This window comes from Rubrimonas cliftonensis (assembly GCF_900107585.1).
Classification (GTDB): Bacteria; Pseudomonadota; Alphaproteobacteria; order Rhodobacterales; family Rhodobacteraceae; genus Rubrimonas; species Rubrimonas cliftonensis.
On sequence record NZ_FNQM01000010.1, the window covers coordinates 23963 to 43216 of the forward strand.

Annotated in this window: 16 protein-coding genes; 5 read left to right on the forward strand and 11 right to left on the reverse strand. The window is 72.6% G+C overall.

The window, feature by feature from the left end:
- Positions 1-48: 48 nt before the first annotated feature.
- The 5 genes from pyk to BLW43_RS14625 all read right to left on the reverse strand — a co-directional run bounded on the left by pyk (position 49) and on the right by BLW43_RS14625 (position 5012).
- Positions 49-1494, reverse strand: a complete 1446-nt coding sequence (gene pyk, locus BLW43_RS14605) for a pyruvate kinase (RefSeq protein ID WP_093254728.1) — start codon at positions 1492-1494, stop codon at positions 49-51.
- A gap of 194 nt (positions 1495-1688) precedes the next feature.
- Positions 1689-2156, reverse strand: a complete 468-nt coding sequence (locus tag BLW43_RS14610) for an OmpA family protein (protein ID WP_175478930.1) — start codon at positions 2154-2156, stop codon at positions 1689-1691.
- A gap of 77 nt (positions 2157-2233) precedes the next feature.
- The gene (locus BLW43_RS14615; RefSeq protein ID WP_093254575.1) at positions 2234-3598 is read right to left on the reverse strand and encodes a glutamate--cysteine ligase; all 1365 of its coding nucleotides are present in this window, start codon (positions 3596-3598) and stop codon (positions 2234-2236) included.
- Positions 3599-3717: 119 nt separating this feature from the next.
- Positions 3718-4257: a hypothetical protein gene (locus tag BLW43_RS14620; protein WP_093254577.1), complete on the reverse strand. Its 540-nt coding sequence runs from the start codon at positions 4255-4257 to the stop codon at positions 3718-3720.
- Positions 4254-5012: a 16S rRNA (uracil(1498)-N(3))-methyltransferase gene (locus BLW43_RS14625; protein ID WP_093254578.1), complete on the reverse strand. Its 759-nt coding sequence runs from the start codon at positions 5010-5012 to the stop codon at positions 4254-4256. The genes BLW43_RS14620 and BLW43_RS14625 overlap by 4 nt, the downstream gene beginning before the upstream one ends.
- Positions 5013-5022: 10 nt before the next feature.
- Between BLW43_RS14625 and ubiA the strand changes: the two genes are divergently transcribed.
- A complete protein-coding gene (gene ubiA, locus BLW43_RS14630) occupies positions 5023-5994 on the forward strand; it encodes a 4-hydroxybenzoate octaprenyltransferase (protein WP_093254580.1) in 972 nt (323 codons plus the stop codon).
- 12 nt (positions 5995-6006) lie between these two features.
- Here the strand turns inward: ubiA and BLW43_RS14635 are convergent, their stop codons facing one another.
- On the reverse strand, positions 6007-7311 hold the full coding sequence (locus tag BLW43_RS14635; protein WP_245731059.1) for a DUF3422 family protein: 1305 nt from the start codon (positions 7309-7311) through the stop codon (positions 6007-6009).
- Positions 7312-7697: 386 nt separating this feature from the next.
- On the opposite strand from BLW43_RS14635, the gene BLW43_RS14640 reads away from it, so the two are divergent.
- On the forward strand, positions 7698-10694 hold the full coding sequence (locus BLW43_RS14640) for a PAS domain-containing protein (protein ID WP_175478931.1): 2997 nt from the start codon (positions 7698-7700) through the stop codon (positions 10692-10694).
- A 23-nt stretch (positions 10695-10717) separates the two neighbouring features.
- Here the strand turns inward: BLW43_RS14640 and BLW43_RS14645 are convergent, their stop codons facing one another.
- Together BLW43_RS14645 and BLW43_RS14650 are read right to left on the reverse strand one after the other, a co-directional pair.
- Positions 10718-12364, reverse strand: a complete 1647-nt coding sequence (locus BLW43_RS14645; RefSeq protein WP_093254583.1) for an FAD-dependent oxidoreductase — start codon at positions 12362-12364, stop codon at positions 10718-10720.
- Between the two features lie 419 nt (positions 12365-12783).
- Positions 12784-13551 carry an SDR family NAD(P)-dependent oxidoreductase gene (locus tag BLW43_RS14650; protein ID WP_093254584.1) on the reverse strand — a complete coding sequence of 256 codons (768 nt, stop codon included), beginning with the start codon at positions 13549-13551 and terminating at the stop codon, positions 12784-12786.
- Between the two features lie 334 nt (positions 13552-13885).
- Between BLW43_RS14650 and BLW43_RS14655 the strand changes: the two genes are divergently transcribed.
- The 3 genes from BLW43_RS14655 to BLW43_RS14665 all read left to right on the forward strand — a co-directional run bounded on the left by BLW43_RS14655 (position 13886) and on the right by BLW43_RS14665 (position 16854).
- Positions 13886-14920, forward strand: coding sequence for a TRAP transporter substrate-binding protein (locus tag BLW43_RS14655; protein ID WP_093254585.1), 1035 nt, complete (start codon positions 13886-13888; stop codon positions 14918-14920).
- A gap of 73 nt (positions 14921-14993) precedes the next feature.
- Positions 14994-15530 (forward strand): TRAP transporter small permease, encoded by a 537-nt coding sequence (locus tag BLW43_RS14660; RefSeq protein ID WP_245731060.1) that lies wholly within the window; start codon positions 14994-14996, stop codon positions 15528-15530.
- Positions 15523-16854, forward strand: a complete 1332-nt coding sequence (locus BLW43_RS14665) for a TRAP transporter large permease (protein ID WP_093254587.1) — start codon at positions 15523-15525, stop codon at positions 16852-16854. The genes BLW43_RS14660 and BLW43_RS14665 overlap by 8 nt, the downstream gene beginning before the upstream one ends.
- Positions 16855-16895: 41 nt before the next feature.
- On the opposite strand, the gene BLW43_RS14670 is transcribed toward BLW43_RS14665, so the two are convergent.
- Genes BLW43_RS14670 through BLW43_RS14680 form a run of 3 tightly spaced genes read right to left on the reverse strand, consistent with a single transcriptional unit; the run spans position 16896 to position 19242 of the window.
- Positions 16896-17645, reverse strand: coding sequence for an amino acid ABC transporter ATP-binding protein (locus BLW43_RS14670; protein ID WP_093254588.1), 750 nt, complete (start codon positions 17643-17645; stop codon positions 16896-16898).
- On the reverse strand, positions 17642-18490 hold the full coding sequence (locus BLW43_RS14675; RefSeq protein ID WP_093254590.1) for an amino acid ABC transporter permease: 849 nt from the start codon (positions 18488-18490) through the stop codon (positions 17642-17644). The genes BLW43_RS14670 and BLW43_RS14675 overlap by 4 nt, the downstream gene beginning before the upstream one ends.
- Positions 18487-19242, reverse strand: a complete 756-nt coding sequence (locus BLW43_RS14680) for an amino acid ABC transporter permease (protein WP_093254591.1) — start codon at positions 19240-19242, stop codon at positions 18487-18489. Before BLW43_RS14680 ends, BLW43_RS14675 begins: the two co-directional genes overlap by 4 nt.
- Positions 19243-19254 lie beyond the last annotated feature (12 nt).

Genomic DNA, 19254 nt, shown 5'->3' on the forward strand with positions numbered 1-19254 from the left:
TCATCGGTCGAGACGGCGCGGCCTCCGTGGCGCGGTCCGACCCGGAGCTCAGCCCGGCTCGCCCTCGTAGATCGCGCGCTCGTCGGCGATGGCGACACGCAGGATGTTCGTGGTGCCGGGCTGGTTGAAGGGCACGCCGGCGGTGACGACGATGCGATCGTTCTCGTTGGCGAAGCCGTCGCGGCGCGCCACCCGCGCGGCGCTGACGACGGCGAGCTTGAAGCGCTCGACCTCCTCCACCACCGCGCAGTGCAGGCCCCACACCAGCGTCAATCGCCGCGCCGCACCGCGGAACGGCGTCAGCGCCAGGATCGGCACCCGCGGCCGCTCCCGCGCCGCCAGCACCGCGGTCGCGCCGGAATGGGTGAAGCAGCATATCGCCTTTACGTTGGAGGTCTCCGCCACCTCGCGCGCCGCCGCCATGATCGCCTCCGAGACGGAGCCGCGCACGCTGCGCCGGCTCGCCTCGATGATCTCGCGATAGACCGGGTCGGCCTCGACCGTCTCGGCCACCGCGTTCATCGCCGCCACCGCCTCGGCCGGATAGTCGCCGGCGGCGCTCTCGGCCGACAGCATCACCGCGTCGGCGCCCTCGTAGATGGCGTGCGCGACGTCGGAGACCTCGGCGCGCGTCGGCACCGGGGCGGTGATCATGCTCTCCATCATCTGGGTCGCGACGATCACAGGCTTGCCGGCCTTGCGGCAGGCGCGCACGATCTTCTTCTGCTGCGGCGGCACCTGCGCCACCGGCAGCTCCACGCCCAGGTCGCCGCGCGCCACCATGATGCCGTCGCTGGCGGCGATGATGTCGTCGATGTTCTGCACCGCGGCGGGCTTCTCGATCTTGGAGACGAGGCTCGCCCGGCCCTTGACCAGTTCGCGCGCCTCGTCGACGTCCTCGCGGCGCTGCACGAAGCTGAGCGCCAGCCAGTCGACGCCCAGCTCGCAGACGAATTCGAGGTCGCGCCGGTCCTTCTCGCTGAGCGCCGTCAGCGGCAGGATCACGTCGGGGACGTTGACGCCCTTGCGGTTGGAGATCTCGCCGCCGACCTCGACCGACGTATCCGCGCTCTCGCCGTCGCAGGCGGTGACGCGCAGGCGGATCTTGCCGTCGTTGACCAGCAGCGAGGCCCCCGGCGTCAGCGCCGAGAGGATCTCGCGGTGCGGCAGCTGCACCCGCGTCGCGTCGCCCGGCGCATCGTCGAGGTCGAGCCGGAAGGCGGCGCCCTCGACCAGCATCGCGGCGCCCTCGGCGAACACGCCGACGCGAAGCTTCGGCCCCTGGAGATCGGCGAGGATGCCGATGGGCCGCTGCATCTCGTGCTCGATCTCGCGGATCAGCGCATGGCGGGCGGCGACCTCCTCATGGCTGCCATGGCTCATGTTCAGGCGGAAGACGTCGGCCCCGGCGTTGAACAGGCTCGCGATCATCTCGCGGCTGGACGAGGCGGGGCCGAGCGTGGCCACGATCTTCACGTTGCGGCGGCGGCGGATGACCGTCATGGGCTGGCCTCGTTCTCGGCGGTTCTCTCGGCGTGCGCAGGCTGGCCCCGCGACGCTGGGGCAGGTTTAGCGCCGCGCGCTGCGGGATGCGCGCCCTTTCGCTGCGGCCCGGTGGCGCAACCCGAACGGGCGATGGCGCGGGTTCTGGGCGGCCGGTTCTGGGCGGCCGGTTCTGGGCGGCGGGCTCAGGGCAGCGGGAAGGACAGCGGGCGGTCGAAGTCGGGCGGGGGGAAGGCGCCGGGCGTCGCCAGCGATGCGACGGCGCGGCGATTGGCCTGCTCGCGCACGCCGTCGGGCGTCGGCACGGCGGGGTCGCGTTCGCCCAGCGTGGCGACGGTGAGCGTCTGCGGCGGCGTTCCGCGCGCGATCAGCTCGCGGCGCACCATCTCGGCGCGGCGCAGCGCGAGGGCGTCGTTCGCATCGGCATCTCCGGCCGCGTCCGCATGGCCGATGACGGAGACGGCGCCGAAGCCTTCGCGCGCCTGGGCGCGGGCGACGCTGCTCGCCATCTCGACGCCCTCTGCGCCGAAGGACTCGCGGTCGAAGCCGAACAGGAACGTTGCGCCGGCCTCGGGCTGCGGCGCCGGCCCGGCGCAGGCGGCCGCGAAGGCGGCTGCGCAAAAAAGCGCCGCGCGCGTCATGCCGATGGTCATCATCCGGTCTCCCTTGCCGCATGGGCTGGCGCGAGCATGCCGCCTGAGCGCCGCGCAGGCAAACGCTTCGGCGGGTCTCAGTAGCTGTACTCGGCGTAGATCCTGTCGAGATCGCCGCCCCAGTCCGCATCGTAGCGGCGCAGCAGCTCGTCGGCGAGCGTCTCGCCCCGGTCCACCGTCTCGCGCAGGGCGTTGAGGAAATGGCTCTCGTCGGCGTCGAACACGAAGGCCTGCGCCCGCGCCGTCAGGCCATGGCCGGCGATGTCGACGAGCTCGCGGGCGATGTCGCGCATCGAGCGCCCGGCGATCTGCGCGTCGAGCCCGTGGCGCGCGGCCCCCTCGCGCAGCGCCTCGCGCTCCTCCGCGCTCCAGCCTTTCGCAATGTCCCACGCGGCGCCGAGCGCCGTCTCGTCGTAGAGCAGCCCGACCCAGAAGGCAGGCAGCGCGCACAGCCGCCGCCACGGCCCGCCATCGGCGCCGCGCATCTCGATGAACTTCTTGAGCCGCGCCTCGGGGAAGATCGTCGTGAGGTGGTCCGCCCAGTCCGAGAGCGTGGGCTTCTCGCCCGGCAGCGCGGGCAGCCGGCCGTCGAGGAAGTCGCGGAAGCTCTGGCCGGTGGCGTCGATGTAGCGGCCGTCGCGGTAGACGAAGTACATCGGCACGTCGAGCGCGTACTCGACGTAGCGCTCGAAGCCGAAGCCGTCCTCGAAGGCGAAGGGCAGCATGCCGGTGCGGCTGGCGTCGAGATCGCGCCAGACCCGCGCGCGCCAACTCTTCCAGCCGGATTTCCTCCCCTCGAAGAACGGCGAGGCGGCGAAGAGCGCGGTCGCCACCGGCTGCACCGCCAGCGCCACACGCATCTTGGCGACCATGTCGGCCTCGGACGCGAAGTCGAGGTTCACCTGCACGGTGCAGGTGCGGTACATCATCTCGAGCCCGTGGCCGCCGACCTTGGGCATGTAGCGCGTCATGATCCCGTAGCGGCCCTTGGGCATCATGCTCATGTCGTCGTGGCGCCAGACCGGCGCGGCGCCGAGGCCGATGAAGCCGACGCCGATCTCCTGCGCCACCGAGCGCACTTCCGCGAGGTGCTGGTTCACCTCCTCGCAGGTGCCGTGGATGGTCGCCAGCGGGGCGCCGGAGAGCTCCAGCTGCCCGCCCGGCTCCAGCGAGACGTTGGCGCCGCCCTTGGCGAGGCCGATGATGTTGTCGCCCTCCAGCACCGGTTTCCAGCCGAACCGGTCGCGCAGCCCCTCCAGCATCGCCCGCACGCCGCTCGGCCCCTCATAGGTCAGCGGCTTGTGGTCGGCGAGGCGGTAGCCGAACTTCTCGTGCTCGGTGCCGATGCGCCACGCCTCGCGCGGCTTGCAGCCTGCGGCGAGATACTCGGCGAGCTGCTCGCGGCGCTCGATCGGGCCGCCGCCCTGTTGTGGTATCGACATGCGGCCCCGCGCCCCTCGACCTTCGTTCTGCGCGCGCAGGATTAGGCGCGGCGCGCGGGCGGGGCAAGCGCCCGTTGCGCCGCCGCCCCGCCGCGCCCCGCCCCGCCGGCGGGCTGGCCTCAGTCGCGCGCGAGCCTGACGGCATTCCGCGCCGGGCGGCGCCAGACCTCGCGTTCGACGTCCGCCGCGGCGAGCGCGCGGGAGACGCGCGCCTGGTCGAAGCCGGGCAGCGCCGCGAAGGCGTCGAGCAGGGCGTCGGCGCCCTCCGCCGCCGCGGGCGCGCGCAGCAGCGCGCCGTCGGCGCCGCGCATCAGCCAGACCGGCCCATGTGGGCCGCGCGCCAGGGCGATGGACGCCAGCGCGTCGAGATCGGCCACGCCGCCGCCATCGGGGCCGAAATAGGCTACGCGGCCTTCGCGGACCGCCACCAGCCCCGGCCCCGGCGCGCCGCCCGAGAGCCGCGCGCGCAGCAGCCCGTCGCGCGCCATCCAGAACGCGGCGGCGAGCAGGATCGCCAGCCCCGCCACCGCGAGCGGCGCGCCGGCGAGCGCCGCCTCCGCCAGCGCGCCCAGGGCCAGCGCAGCCAGCGCCGCGGCGCCGATCAGCCAGCCGTGGCGGCGCAGCGTCTCCTTCGCGCCCGGCCTGAGAAAGCCGCTCACGCCCGCCAGTCCCCGAGCGCCGCCTGCCAGAGCGCCAGCGCCGCGACGGCGGCGGTGTCGGCGCGCAGCACGCGCGGCCCCAGCGAGACGCGGGTGACGAAGGGGGCCTCGGAGAGGCGTGCGCGCTCCTCCGGCGCGAAGCCGCCCTCCGGCCCGATCAGCACCGCCCAGGGGCCCGGCCCACTCCCCGCCTCCCTCCCCGCCGCGCGCAGGGCGTCCATGGCCGGCGGCGCGTCGCGCGCCTCGTCGCAGACCATCAGTCGCCGCCCCGCCTCCCACGCGTCGAGCAGCGCGGCGAGCGGCGCCGGGGCCAGCACCTGAGGCACCGAGAGGATCTCGCACTGCTCCGCCGCCTCGACGGCGTGGGCGCGCAGCCGCTCGACATTGACACGCTCGGCGTTGGTGAAGCGGGTGAGGCAGGGGATCAGCCGGCGCGCGCCCATCTCGCAGGCCTTCTCGGCGATGAAGTCCGTGCGGGCCTTCTTGATCGGGGCGAAGATCAGGTCGAGGTCGGGGCCTTCGGCCTGCGGCCTCAGCAGGGCTGCGCAGCGCAGCGCCCCGCCCTTGCGGCCGGCCTCGGTCGCCACGGCCCGCCATTCGCCGTCGCGCCCGTTGAACAGCGCCACCGCGTCGCCTTGCCCCAGCCGCATCACCGTGAAGAGATAGTGCGCCTGGGCCCGCTCCAGCGCCACGGCCGCGCCGTCGCCGAGCGGCGCGTCGACGAAGAGCCTGACTTTCGGCGCATCCTGTTGCATGTCTGCTCCCATGACCGACCGCACCGATACAGCCTCGAGCGCCTCCCCGCAAAGCGGCGCGGGCCGCGTCGCCGACGCCACCGCGCGGAACTGGGTGGACCGCTTCGCGCCGCCCGCCTGGCGACCCTACCTGCGCCTGTCGCGCGCCGACCGGCCCGCCGGCACATGGCTGCTGCTGCTGCCCTGCTGGCACAGCCTGTTCCTCGCGACGGCGGCGGACCGGTGGACGGCGACCGACCTCTGGCTCCTCGCGGCCTTCGCCGTCGGCGCCTTCCTGATGCGCGGCGCCGGGTGCACCTGGAACGACGTCACCGACCGCGACATCGACGGCTCGGTGGCCCGCACCCGCTCCCGCCCGATCCCCTCGGGGCAGGTGAGCGCGCGGCAGGCGCTTGCCTGGGGCGTGGCGCAGGCGCTCGTCGCCTTCGTCGTGCTGCTGACCTTCAACGGCTTCGCCATTCTCGCCGGCGTCGCCTCGCTGGTCTTCGTGACGATCTACCCGTTCATGAAGCGCTTCACCTGGTGGCCGCAGATCTTCCTCGGGCTGGCGTTCAACTGGGGCGCCTGGATGGGCTGGGCGGGGCATTTCGGCGAGATCGGCCTGGCGCCGGCGCTGCTCTATCTAGGCGGCATCGCGTGGACGCTGCACTACGACACGATCTATGCGCATCAGGACCGCGAGGACGACGCGCTGATCGGCGTCAAGTCCACCGCGCGGCTGTTCGGCGCGCGCACGCATCGCTGGCTGTGGGCCTTCGCAGCCGCCGCGGCGGCTTTCTACGCGGCCGCGGCGTGGGTCGCGCTCGAGGGGCCCGCGCTGTGGATCGCGCTTGGCGGCGCGGCCATTTTCGGGCTGGACCTCGCGCGGCAGATCATTGCGCTCGACGTCGATGACGAGGCGCGCTGTCTGACGCTGTTCCGCGCCAACCGCGACAGCGGGCTGCTGCTCGCGGGCGTCTGGCTCGCGGCGAGCCTCGTCTGAGCGCGGCGGCGCTCAGCCCTCCTTCTCGAGCTGGTGGCGCAGGCGGCGCATCATGCCCCACACCCCGAGCACCACCAGCGGCACGAGCAGCGCCGTCGCAGTCTCGGGCGTGACGCCGAGCAGCTTGGCGAACGGCTTCACCGCATAGCCGGCGAGGCTGACGGCGTAGTAGCTGATGGCGACGATCGAGAGCCCCTCGACCGTGCGCTGAAGCCGCAGCTGAAGCTCCGCGCGGCGGTTCATGGAGCCGAGCAGAGCCTGATTCTGCGTCTCCACCGCCACGTTGACCCGCGTAGAGAGCAACGTGGCGGCCCTTGCGGCGCGGCCGGCCAGTTCGTTGAGCCGCCGCCCGGCGGCGTCGCAGGTGCGCATCGCGGGCTTGTAGCGCCGGGCCATGAACTCGGCCATGGTCTGCCGCTCCGCGGCGCGGCGCTCCTTGAGCACCTCGATGCGCTGCTCCACCAGCGCCGAGTAAGCCTTCGAGGCGGCGAAGCGATAGGCGGTCTCGGCCTCCAGCGCCTCGATGGCCGCCGACAGGCGGGTGAGCTGGGCCAGCGTCTGGCGGTCGTCGAGCCGGTCTGAGGCGATGCCGGAGATGATCTCCGACAGCGCGCCCTCGACCGTGTTGAGGTCGCCGGAGATGCGCCGCGCCATCGGCAGCGCCAGCATCGAAAGCGCGCGGTAGGTTTCGATCTCCATCAGCCGCTGCACGATCCGGCCCAGCCGGCGCGGCCCGGCGCCGGGCAGCGCGAGCACCGCGAAACGGGTGAAGCCGTCCTCGTGGATGCGGAAGTCGCCGAACACCGTCGCCTGACCCTCGCCGACATGGGCGCCCGCGAGGCTCTCCGCGACGAAATGTCGGTGGAGGCGGTCCAGCAGCGCGCGCTCGGCCTCCTCGGGCCCCTCGGCGGGCTCGACATGCACGCGAATCGCCGAGATCACCCGGCCCGGCGCCTCTGCGAGCCATTCCGCGGGGGCCAGCCGGTCGATCGGCAGGCCGAAGGGCAGGTCGGTCGGCCCGTCCTCGAACAGCGTGTAGGAGACGAACTCGGTGTGGCGCTCCCATTTCAGGCGGATGCGGCCGACCTCGCCGAAATAGTGGTCCGCCGCGCGGGCGGGGCGCGGCGCGCCGAAGCGGTCGACCAGCGCGATCAGATGCGCTTCCTGCGCGGCGCGGTCGACCGGCGCCTCCTCGTCCCGTGCGAAGGCGAGATGGATCGCCTGGCAGGGGGCGGCGACGGCCGGGAACGGCCGCGCGTGCAGCTCGTTCGTCATCGGATAGCGCGCCGGATGGTCCGGCGGCAGGATGCGGCTCATCGCGTGGCTTCCCTCGGACTTGCGCGCGGCCCGAGGCCACGCCGCATTGCGGCGCCACCATGCCGCGCAACGCCGGCCGGCGCACGCGAAAATCGGGCGCGACGTCGAAAGCGCCGGCGACCCGGGGTCGCTCCCGGCGCTTCGCGCGGAGCCCCGGCGAGCGGAATCCTCCCGGCGTTCGCCCGATGCCCGCGCTCTGTGCCCGCGCTCTGTGCCCGCGCTCTGTGCCCGCGCTCTGTGCCCGCGCTCTGTGCCTGCGCTCTGTGCCCGCGCCCGATGCCTGCTCGACGGCTGCGGCGGCCGCCGGGGCGCGCCAGTTCGCCGCATGCCGAAACGAATTGGTAAGTCTTTCAGATAAAACAATTCCTCCAAGCATGAGGAGCGCCATGTCGCCGCTGACCGAACTGGACGGCGCCACGTCCGAAGCGATGGCGCGATTCTTCGCCGCGGCGTCGGCGTGCCTGTGCGTCATCGAGGCCGACGGCAGGTTCGCCCTCGCCAACCCGGCCTGGGAGACGCATCTGGGCTGGAGCGCGCCGAGGCTGCGCGGCGTGGCGCTGATCGACCTCGTCCACCCGGCGGACCGCGCCGCCATGCGCCCGCTCGCCTGCCGCGCCGCGGACCGGTCGTCGCTCGTGAAGGCCCGCGTCCAGTGCGCCGACGGCGGATGGCGCATGATGGCGTGGCGACGGGTCGGCGCGCTGGAGCGCGGCGCGCTGGCGCTGAGCGCAGAGCCGGCGCCGTCGGGCCTTGCGGAACTCGAACGGCTGCGCGGCCTCGGGGGCTTCGAGATCGACAGCGGCGCGCACACCCTGCGCTGCACCCCGATGGGCGCCGCGCTGCTGGATCGTCCGTCCACGGCCTCGGCGACGCCGCTGGACGACGCTCTCGCCCTGTTCCCGCCGGCGGCGCGGCCCGAACTCGCGAGCGCGCTCGATGACCTGCTCTGCGCCGGCGCCGGCTTCGACATCGAGGCCCCCTTCTTGACGGCGCGCGGCGACGAGAGGCGGCTGCGGCTGACCGCGGCGCCGGCTGAGAACGGGGCTCTCGGCGTGATCGAGGACGTGACGGCGGAGCGCGCGCGGCGCGACCATCTTCTGCGGGTCACGACCGCCGTAGAGCGCATGGCCGCGGGACTGATGATCTGCCGCGCTTCAGGTGAGATCGACTGGGTCAACCCGGCCTTCGAGCGCCTGAACGGCTTGGGCCTCGCCGAAGCGCGCGCGCGGCGCCCCGAGGCCGTGCTCAAGGGCGCGGATGTCGACGCCTTGGCCCTGGAGCGCATCGCGGGCGCGCTGAACGCCTGCGAGCAGGCGCGCGTCGAGATGTTAGTGGCCGGGAGCGGCTGGTTCGAGATCGAGGTGCACCCGGTGCGCGACGGCGCCGGCGCGATCGCGGGCTTCGTCGTGCTCCAGACCGACGTCACGGAGAAGCGCGACGCGGCGGCGCGGCTCGGCGCGGCGGAGCGCGCCGCGCAGCTGGCGAGCGAGCAGCTCAGGAGCGCGGTGGAGGCGCTGCCGGACGGCTTCGTGCTGTTCGACGCCGACGACCGGCTCGCCGTCTGCAACGCGCGCTACCGTCGCTATTTCCCGCGGTCGGGGCCGTCGATCAGGGTCGGCGCGACGCTGGAGGAAATCCTGCGCTACGGCCTCGAGCACGGCGAATACGCCGTCGCCCCGGGCGAGGCTGAAGCCTGGCTGAACAACCGGATGTCGCTGCACAGACGGCCCGAGAGTTCGACCGAAGTGCTGACCGCGGAGGGCCGATGGCTGCGCGTCGTCGAACGCACGATGCCCGACGGCCGGCGCGTGGGCCTGCGTATCGACATCACCGAGGAGCGAACCCAGCGGCGTCGGCTGGAGGCCATCCTCGAAGGCACCGGCGTCGGGGTGTGGGAGGCCGATCTCCTCACCGGTCTGTCGCACTGCAACGATCGCTACGCCGGAATGCTGGGCCATGAGCTCGAAGACTTCACGCCCCGCACGCGCGAGGGTTTCGAGGCGCTGGTGCATCCCGACGACCTGCCGCTCGTGAACCGCTCGCTCGCCGATCACCTGGCGGGGCGCACGCCGCGGATCGAGCACGAATTCCGGATGCGGCACAGGAACGGCGGCTATGTCTGGGTCCATTCACGCGGGAAGCTGATTGAGCGCACGGCGGACGGCGCGCCGTGGAAACTCTCGGGGACGCATCAGGACATCACCGCCCGCAAGCGCGACGAGGAGGCTTTGGAGGAGGCGCTGCGCCGCGCCGAACAGGCCTCGGTGGCGAAGTCGCGCTTCCTCGCCAACATGAGCCACGAGATCCGGACGCCGCTGAACGGGGTCATCGGCATGGCCGACGTGCTCGCCCGAACCGCGCTCGGCGCGGACCAGCAGCGGATGCTCGACGCGATACGCGAGTCGGGCGACCAGCTGCTCAGCGTCATCAACGACATCCTCGACGTCTCCAAGATCGAGGCCGGCCGCATGGAGATCGAGGAGACCGCCTTCCACATCGAGGAGCTTGCGCAGAAGCTGCGCTCCGTCCACGGCTTCCGGGCGCGTGAGAAGGCGCTCACGCTGACGGTGGAGACCGCCGTCGACGCAGGCGCATGGCTGCGCGGCGACCCGCACCGCATCCTCCAGATCCTCAACAACCTCGTCAGCAACGCGCTGAAGTTCACGGAGAAGGGGGCGGTGGCCGTTCTCGTGGAGGCCGACGCGGCCGGGCGGCTCGTCCTCACCGTCGCCGATAGCGGCGTCGGCATGACGGAGCAGCAGGTCGCGCGCATCTTCGAGGACTTCATGCAGGCCGACAGCTCCACCACGCGCCGTTTCGGCGGCACCGGCCTCGGCATGTCGATCGTCCGGCGGCTCGTGGAGCTGATGAACGGCGAGGTGACGGTGCAGAGCGCCCCCGGCGTCGGCACCACGGTCCGCATCAGTCTGGCGCTCGCGCCCGCAAGCGGGCTTCCGCCCGCGGCGAGGCCCGACGCGCCGCGGGCGTCCGTGGCCGGTCTGAGGGTGCTCGCCGCCGACGACAACGAGATCAACCGGATGGTTCTCGAGGCGATGCTGGAGGAGCTTGCGGTTGACGTGACCATCGTCGACGGCGGCGTGGCGGCCGTCCACGAGGCGGGCCGGGGAGACTACGACGCGCTGCTGCTCGACATCTCGATGCCGGACGTCGACGGCGTGGCGGCGCTCAAGCGCATTCGCGCCGAAGAGAAGAAGCGCGGCGCGCCCCCTGTTCCCGCCATCGCCGTCACGGCGAACGCGCTGACGCACCAGACCGACCTCTATATCGCCGAGGGCTTCGACCGCTGCGTTGCGAAGCCGATCCGGCCGGGCGACCTCGCCGGCGCGCTCGCCGCGACGGCGCGCCGGCCCGCGCCGGGCTGAGTCGCCGCCGCGGCAGGCCGTCGTCAGCCAGCCGAGCGCAGCGCAACCGCCTCCGCCCCGGGCGCGTCCTCGGGCAAGCGCGTGGCGAGATGCCGGTCGAAATAGTCTCGCAGCGGCGCGAAGCCCTGTGCGAAGCGCTCGAAATCCTCGCGCTCGATGCGCAGCACCGTGCTGTCCTCCAGCACGCGCACTGAACCGGTGCGCTCGCCCTCGCCGAGGATGACCCGCTCGCCGAAATGCTCTCCGGGCCCGAGGCGCAGGGTGCGCCGGGCGCGGTTCTCCTCGATCGTCAGCTCGAACGCGCCCGTCAGGATGACGTAGAAGGCGCGCGAGATCATCCCCGGCTCGAACACCTGGTCGCCGGCGTTGAAGTGCACCGTGCGGGCCGCCCGCGCGGCGCTCTGGTCGATCTGCACCGCGTTGCGCGGCAGCACCGCCGCGAGGAGCCAGTTCACCAGCACCCGCACCCGCGTCGCCACGCCCGGCAGGAATGACAGGTAGAACGCCTTCCACAGCAGCCACGCCGCGAAGCCCGACAGCCGCAACCCGAACACCGTGGCCACCGCGCGCCGCCCGCCCAGCGAGGCCATCGACCCCTTCGAGGCGTAGGCGAACGGCTTAAGCGGCGCGCCCGCCAGCGCGGCGGCGACGTTGTCGCCCAGCAGCCGCGCCTCGCGCACCGCGAACTGGGCGGTCGGCGGGGCCCAGTCGGCGCGATCGCGCGGCGCGTCCTTCAGCGGGATGAGCGCCGCGTCGCCGAGCGCCCAGACGTCGTCGCGTCCCTCGACCCTGAGACTGCGGTCGACGCGGATGCGGCCGCGGTCGTTGGGCAGCGGCAGCGCCGCCACCAGCGCATGCGGCGCGGCGCCGATGGTGGCGACCACCGTCTCGCTCTCGATCGTCTCGCCGTTGGAGAGCCGCAGCCGCCGCGCGTGCAGGCTCTTCGCCGCCACGCCGCAGCGGATGCTGACGCCACGAGCCTCCAGCCGCGCCTGCGCGTAGGACGCCAGCGACTCCGGCAGCTCGTTGAGGATTCGCGGGGCGAACTCGAGCACATGCACCCCGACCTCGGCGCGATCGATGCGCGGATAATAGCGCAGCGCGCCGTCGATCAGTTCGCGCAGCTCGCCGGCGACCTCGATGCCGGAGAATCCGGCGCCGATGACCACGAAGTTGAGCAGCCGGCGCTTGAGCTCGCGGTCCTGCGTGACGTCGGCGTGCTCCAGGCAGGTGATCACCCGGTTGCGCAGGCGGTGCGCGTCGGCCAGCGACTTGATCGGGTAGGCGTGGTCCGCCATTCCCGGCACGCCGCTGAGGTCGGCGCCGAGGCCGAGGGCGATCGCCAGATGGTCGTAGGGTTCGGGGATCGGGCGGCGCTTCATGCCCTGCACCACCGTCACCGTCTTCGCCTCGAAGTCGACGCCGTGGACCTCGGCGACGCGCACGCGCACGCCCGGCAGCAGCGCGCGCAGCGGCGAGACGGCGTCGGAGGCGTTGATCAGGCCGCCTGCGACCTCGGGCAGGAAGGGCTGGAACACGAAGTGGTTGGTCGCGTTGATCAGCGTCACCTCGGCGTCCGCGCCAAGCCTGCGCCGCAGGGCGCGCGCGGCGTGCACGCCAGCGAAGCCGCCCCCCAGCACCACGATCCGGGTCTTTCCGTCGCTCGCCATCGCCACGCCTTTCCCATGCCCGCCAACCGCCGGGCGCCGCATCGCGCACGAATCCGCCGCTCGTCGCGCTCCGACGCGCATAGCACCCCAATGTTAACGCCCGGCGAGCTTCGGCGCGCCGCCAGCGGCGACGCCGGCGGATCGGGCCAGGCGTCCGCGACGCGGCGATTGACCGCCGCCCGGAGGACACCGGGCCGGCGGCTGCGCCGTGCGTCCGGCGAGGCGCTCAGGCGCGCTCGTGAGGACAGGCGCATGCGCGCCGGACGCCCGCCTCGTCGGGGCGTCGGGAGGTCGGAGCGGAGATGCGCGGGTTCGACCTTCGCCCGTCGGCCGTCACGCGGCCGCAGTCCGCGGCCTCGGTCGGAACGCCGCCGCCGATCCGCCCGCCCGCGGCGCCCGCACTGCGTCGCGGCGACGTCTCAGCGCGGGGCCATGCGGATCGCGGCGTCGAGGCGGATGACCTCGCCGTTCAGCATCGTATTCTCGACGATGTGGCGCACTAGGGCCGCGAACTCGGACGGCGCGCCGAGCCGAGCCGGAAAGGGCGCCTGCGCGCCGAGCGACGCCTGCACCTCCGGCGGCAATCCCTCCAGCATCGGCGTCGCGAAAAGGCCGGGCGCGACGGCGCAGACCCGCACGCCCTTGTCGGCGAGATCGCGCGCCATCGGCAGCGTCATCGCGGCGACGGCCCCCTTCGAGGCGGCATAGGCGATCTGGCCGATCTGGCCGTCGAAGGCGGCGACCGAGGCCGTGTTCACGACGACGCCGCGCTCGCCGTCGGCCGTGACCGGCTCGGCGGCGGCCATCCGGGCCGCGGCCTGCGAGGCGCAGTTGAAGACGCCGACAAGGTTCACGGCGATCACCCGTTGGAACAGCGCCGGATCGTGCGGCGCCCCGCGCGAGACCGTTCTGGCGGCAGGCGCGATCCCGGCGCAGTTGACCAGCACGCGCGCGACGCCGTGGGCGGCCTCCGCCGCGTCGAGACCCGCCGCCACCGAGCCCGCGTCGGCGACGTCGACGCGGTGAAAGAGCCCGCCGAGAGCCGCGGCGCGGGCCGTCCCCGCCTCGGCGTCGAGATCGAAGATCGTCACCCGCGCACCCAGCGCCGCGAAGGCCGCCGCCGCGGCCGCGCCCAACCCGGACGCGCCGCCGGTGACGACGACCGCCACGCTCCCGTCGATGTTCATGCCCGAGATCCCCCGTCGCCATGCGGCCCGGCCCCGTCGCCATGCGGCCCGGCCCCGTCGCCATGCGGCCCGGCGGCGAAGCTAGCCGTCGTCCCGCGACTGGCCAAGCCGCGGCGCGCAGCTTCACGCCCACCGCGTCCCGCGTCCCGCGTCCCGCGGCGCCGACCGCCGGCGATCCGCTTCGCGACGCCAGGCGGGACCGGCGGGACCGACCAGCCCCGGCGACGCGAAAGCGCTGGCGCCGCTGGCGCCTGGAAATTAAGTACGCACCTGCGACAGACGATCCGAGCCGCGCCGCCAGCGCGCGGATGAAATAACCCAAGGGAGACCAGCGATGGATCGCCGCACGCTTCTCAGGACCGTTCCGGCCGCGATCGCGACGGCCGCCCTGCCGCGCGCGCTGCGCGCGCAGGAGGCGACGCTCCGCCTGCACCAGTTCCTGCCGCCGATCTCGACGATCCCGGCGGGCGTCCTGAAGCCCTGGGGCGAGCGCCTCGCTGCGGCGAGCGACGGGCGCATCTCGGTCCGGCATTTCGACGCGATGGCGCTCGGCGGCCGGCCGCCCGAGCTGCTCGATCAGGCGCGCGACGGCGTGGTGGATCTCTCCATGTCGCTCGTCGGCTACACGCCCGGACGATACCCGCGCTCCGAGGTCTTCGAGCTGCCCTTCATGATGAGCGACCCCGTCGCCACATCGCTGGCGTTCTGGGAGATGGTGGAGACGGACTTCCAGCGCAACGAGTTCGCCGACCTCAAGGTGCTCGGCGCCTGGGTTCACGGCCCCGGCGTCATCCACACCCGCGCGCCGCTGACGCGGCTCGAGGACATGCGGGGCCGCACCCTGCGCGGCCCGACCCGCATGATCACCCGGCTTCTCGGCGAGCTTGGCGCGACGCCCATCGGCATGCCGGTGCCGGCGGTGCCCGAGGCGCTGTCGAAGGGCGTCATCGAGGGGACGGTCATTCCGTGGGAAGTGACCGCGGGGCTCAGGATCGCCGAACTCGTGCGCAACCATACCGAATTCACCGGCCCCGAGGCGCTCTATACGGCCACCATCGTTCTCGCGATGAACCGGGCGCGCTATGCGTCGCTGCCCGACGAGCTTCGCGCGGTGGTGGACGCGGAGTCGGGCGCGAAGCTTTCGGCCTTCGCCGCGCAGGTGATGCAGGCCGCCGACGCGCCGGCGCGGGAGATCGCCGAGAAGGCCGGCAACGCCATCCACCGGCTCGACGCCGCCGAGGTCGCCCGCTGGAAGGAGGCTTCGGCTCCCGTGGTCGCGCGCTGGATCGAGGAGCAGGAAGCCGCCGGGATCGACGCTCGGGCGCTGATCGCCCGCGCGCGCGCCCTGATCGCCGCGAACCGGGCGTGACGGCGGCGGGCCGCCCGCGCGTCGCCCGCACGAGCCTCCCGCCCGCCCGACGCCCCGAGACAGGCCCGCACCCATGTACGCCAGACTAGAACGGGCCGCCGACCTGCTTGCGCGCGCCATGGCCTATCTCGGCGGAGCCGCGCTCCTGGCGCTGACGCTGGCGACCACGGTCTCGATCCTTGGCCGGGCGCTCGCGCCGCTCGGCCTCGGCGTCGGGCCGATCGCCGGCATCTACGACCTGACCGAAATCGGGGTCGCCGTCGCCGTCTTCGCATTCCTGCCCTGGCGCCAGCTCAACGGCGGCCATGCGCGCGTGGAGCTGCTGACGCCCGTCCTGCCCGGCCCTGCGAACCGCGCCATCGACCTGATCGCTGACCTCGCCATGACGGTCGTCGCCGTCGCCGGGGCGTGGCGGCTCTGGCTCGGGCTGCTCGACAAGGCGCGCTACGGCGAGACGACGCTGATCCTGCAGGTTCCGGTCTGGACGGCCTATGCCGGCTGCCTCGTCGGCGCGGTCGGCTTCGCGCTGGTCGCGGCGTTCTGCGCGCTGCGCTCGGCGCGGGCGCTCTGGGGCGGCGACGGCGCCGACCGGGAAGCGGCCGATGACTGACGTCGAACTTGCGCTGTGGTCTTTCCCGGCGCTCCTGCTGCTGATCTTCCTGCGGGTTCCCATTGCGCTGGCGATGCTGCTGACGGGCTTCGCAGGGTCGTGGCTCGTGACCGGCGCGCCGATGATGACGCTGAACCAGCTCAAGACGCTGAGCTACGGCACGTTCTCCAACTATTCGTTCTCCATCATCCCGCTGTTCCTGCTGATGGGGCAGTTCGCGACCCTTTCGGGGATGTCGGCGGCGCTGTTCCGCGCGGCGGAGAGCTTTCTCGGCCACCGCAGGGGCGGGGTCGCGATGTCCGCCATCGGCGCCTGCGCGGGGTTCGGCGCGATCTGCGGCTCCTCGCTCGCGACGGCGGCGACCATGGGGCAGGTCGCGCTGCCCGAACTGCGCCGCTACGGCTATCCGGGCTCGCTGGCGACGGCGGCGCTCGCCGCCGGCGGGACGCTGGGCATCCTGATCCCGCCATCCGTTATCCTCGTGATCTACGCCATCCTGACCGAGCAGAACATCGAGAAGCTGTTCGTGGCGGCGCTGGTTCCGGGCCTCCTCGCCGCGCTGGGCTACATGGGGGCCATCGCCGTCTGGGTCAGGATCTGGCCGAACGACGCCGCGGTGCGGCCGCGCGCGCCCTGGGCGGAGAGGCTGCGGACGCTCGCCTCGGTCTGGCCGGTGGCGACGATCTTCCTGCTGGTGGTCGGCGGCATCTATCTCGGCGTCTTCACGCCCACAGAGGCGGCGGCCGTCGGCGCCGCGGGCGCGGGGCTGGCGGCGCTCGCCTCCGGCGCGCTGACATGGCGCGGGCTCGGCGACGCGATCCTCGGAACGGCGTCGTCCACGGCGATGATCTTCCTGATCATCCTCGGCGCCGGGCTCTACAACAGCTTCCTCGCGCTGACCCAGCTGCCGCAGATCGCGGCGGCCTGGGTCGGCGGCCAGGGCTTCGACCCGTGGCTGGCGCTGGCGCTGGTGCTGCTGTTCTATCTCGTCTTCGGCTGCGTGATGGACTCGCTGTCGATGGTGCTGCTGACCGTGCCGATCATCTTCCCGATCATGCTGGCGCTCGACTTCGGCATGAGCCCGGACGATTTCGGCCTCTGGTTCGGCGTGCTCGTGCTGATCGTCGTGGAGGTGGGGCTGATCACCCCGCCGGTGGGGATGAACCTCTTCATCATCAACGCGATGGCGCGGGAGACGCCGATCCGCGCGACCTGGGGCGGCGTGCTGCCCTTCGTGACGACCGACATCGCGCGCATCGCGCTCCTCGTCGCGTTTCCGCCGATCACCCTCGGCCTCGTCCGGCTTCTCGACGCGCTGGGCTGAGCGCGGCCCGGCCCGGCCCGGCCCGGACCGGAAAGAACCCGCTAGAGTATCTGGCCGAGGAATTCGCGCGTCCGCGGGTCCGACGCCTCGGCGAAGAAGCTCGCCGGCGGCCCGTGCTCCACGATCACGCCGCGGTCGGTGAAATAGATGTGGTCGGCGACCTCCCGCGCGAAGCCCATCTCGTGCGTGACGAGGATGCATGTCATGCCGTCTGCGGCGAGCTGCCTGATCGTGTTGAGCACTTCCTTGACCGTCTCGGGGTCGAGCGCCGCCGTGACCTCGTCGAACAGCATCACCTCCGGATTCATGGCGAGGCTGCGGGCGATGGCGACGCGCTGCTGCTGGCCGCCCGAAAGCTCGCCGGGATAGGCATCCTCCTTGCCCTCCAGCTTCACCTTGGCGATCAGCGCGCGGGCGACGCGCTCGGCCTCGGCCTTCGGGCGCTTCAGCACCGTCACCTGCGCCATCATCACGTTCTGCAGCGCCGTGCGGTGCGGAAAGAGGTTGTACTGCTGGAACACCATCCCCACCGAGCGGCGCAGCGCCAGCACGTCGAGACGCGGGTCGTTGACCTCGCGCCCCATCACGGTGATCGAGCCGCCGTTCACCTTCGCCAGACCGTTGACGCAGCGGATCAGCGTGGACTTGCCGGAGCCGGACGGCCCGATCACGCACACCACCTCGCCGCGCCTGACGTCGAAGGAGACGCCGCGCAGCACCTCGACGTCGCCGAAGGATTTCCGGACGTCGCGCAGGGAGACGACCACCTCGCCCGTCCGCCCGGCGCTCATCCGGCCACCGCGAAACGCGCCTCCAGCCGGCGGGTTAGCAGCGCGATGGGGTAGCAGTAGACGAAGAAGCAGATCAGCACGAAGCCGTAGAAGCTCAGCAGCAGGTCGGCGCGGTTCTCCGCCGCCAGCGCACGGCCCGTCAGCGTCATCATCTCCGCGACGCCGACGATGGAGGCCAGCACCGTCGCCATGGTCAGGATCGCGTAGAGGTTCATCCAGGGCGGCAGCATCCGCCTCACGCATTGCGGCAGGATGATCCGCCACAGCGTCTGCCGGCGCGTGTAGCCGAGGCTCTCGGCGGCCTCCCACTGGCCTGAGGGGATCGACGCGACCGCCCCGCGCAGGATCTCCGACACGTTGGCCATCACCGGCAGCGCGAGGCCGATGACCGCCTTCACCCAGTCGGGAAACGGGATGGTCGCGCCGAGGACCACGAACTCGAAGGGCAGCAGGAACATGCAGAAGAACAGCAGCACCAGCCACGGCGCATTGCGGAAGAACTGCGTCACGCCGACGGAGAAGGCCCGCAGCCCCCGCGACGGCGCGATCTGCCCCAGCCCGAGGAAGGCTCCGGCGCCGGTGCCGAAGGCCATCGCCAAGAAGCTGATGAGGATGTTGAAGCCGAAGCCCTCCAGCAGCAGCGGCGCCCAGCGCATCAGCGCGGCGAAGGCGGTCTCGCCGGCGGCGTCCTGCGCCATCGCCGCGCCCGCCCAGAGCAGCCCCAGGACGAGCCCGTGGCGCAGGCGCAGGCGCGGCGCCGCCCCGCCCTGGGCGCGCTCGACCGCCGCGCGGGCGGCCAGCGCCTCGGCGGCGGGCGGCAGCACCGGCATCGCGCGCCCGTTCATGCGGCGCTCCGGCCGAAGCCGGGGATGCGCATCGCCTGCTCCCACCGGTGCATCGCCCAGACCAGCACGCCGACTAGGCCGACGTAGAGCAGCAGCAGCGTCACCATCATCTCCGGCACGTTCAGGCTGTCGGACCAGATCTGGTTCGACATGTAGAGCAGTTCGGGCACCGCGATCGCGTAGGCGAGCGTCGTGGTCTTGACGAGATTGACGAGGTTGTTGTTGAGCGCCGGCAGGCAGACGCGGAACGCCAGCGGCAGCACGACATGCAGGTAGATCTGGAGCCGCGTGTAGCCGAGGCTCTCCGCCGCCTCGACCGTCGCGCGCGGCACGGCCTCGATGCCGGAGCGGAAGATCTCCACGTTGAAGGCGCCGGCGAAGAAGCTCAGCGAGATGATCGCCCAGGCCCAGGCGCCGAGCATCGGCTCCTCGAAGCCCCAGCGGTTCTGCACCGTCGGCAGCAGCGCGCCCACCCCGAAGAACAGGAAGTACATCTGCACCAGCGGCGGAGTGTTGCGGAAAAGCTCGGTGTAGCCGCCGACGAGCCAGCGCACCGCGGCTGACTTCGCCCCCCGCGCGAAGGCCCCGACGACGCCGATCACCAGCGATGCCGAAAGACAGGCCAGCGACAGCAGGACGGTGTTGACGATCCCCTCGAGAAACCGCCCGCCGTCATAGCCGTCGTAGAGATAGGTGAGGGTGATCCCGGTCGCCTCGTTCAGCGACCGGGCGGCGTCGGCCAGCCAGTCCATGCCGGCGGCGGC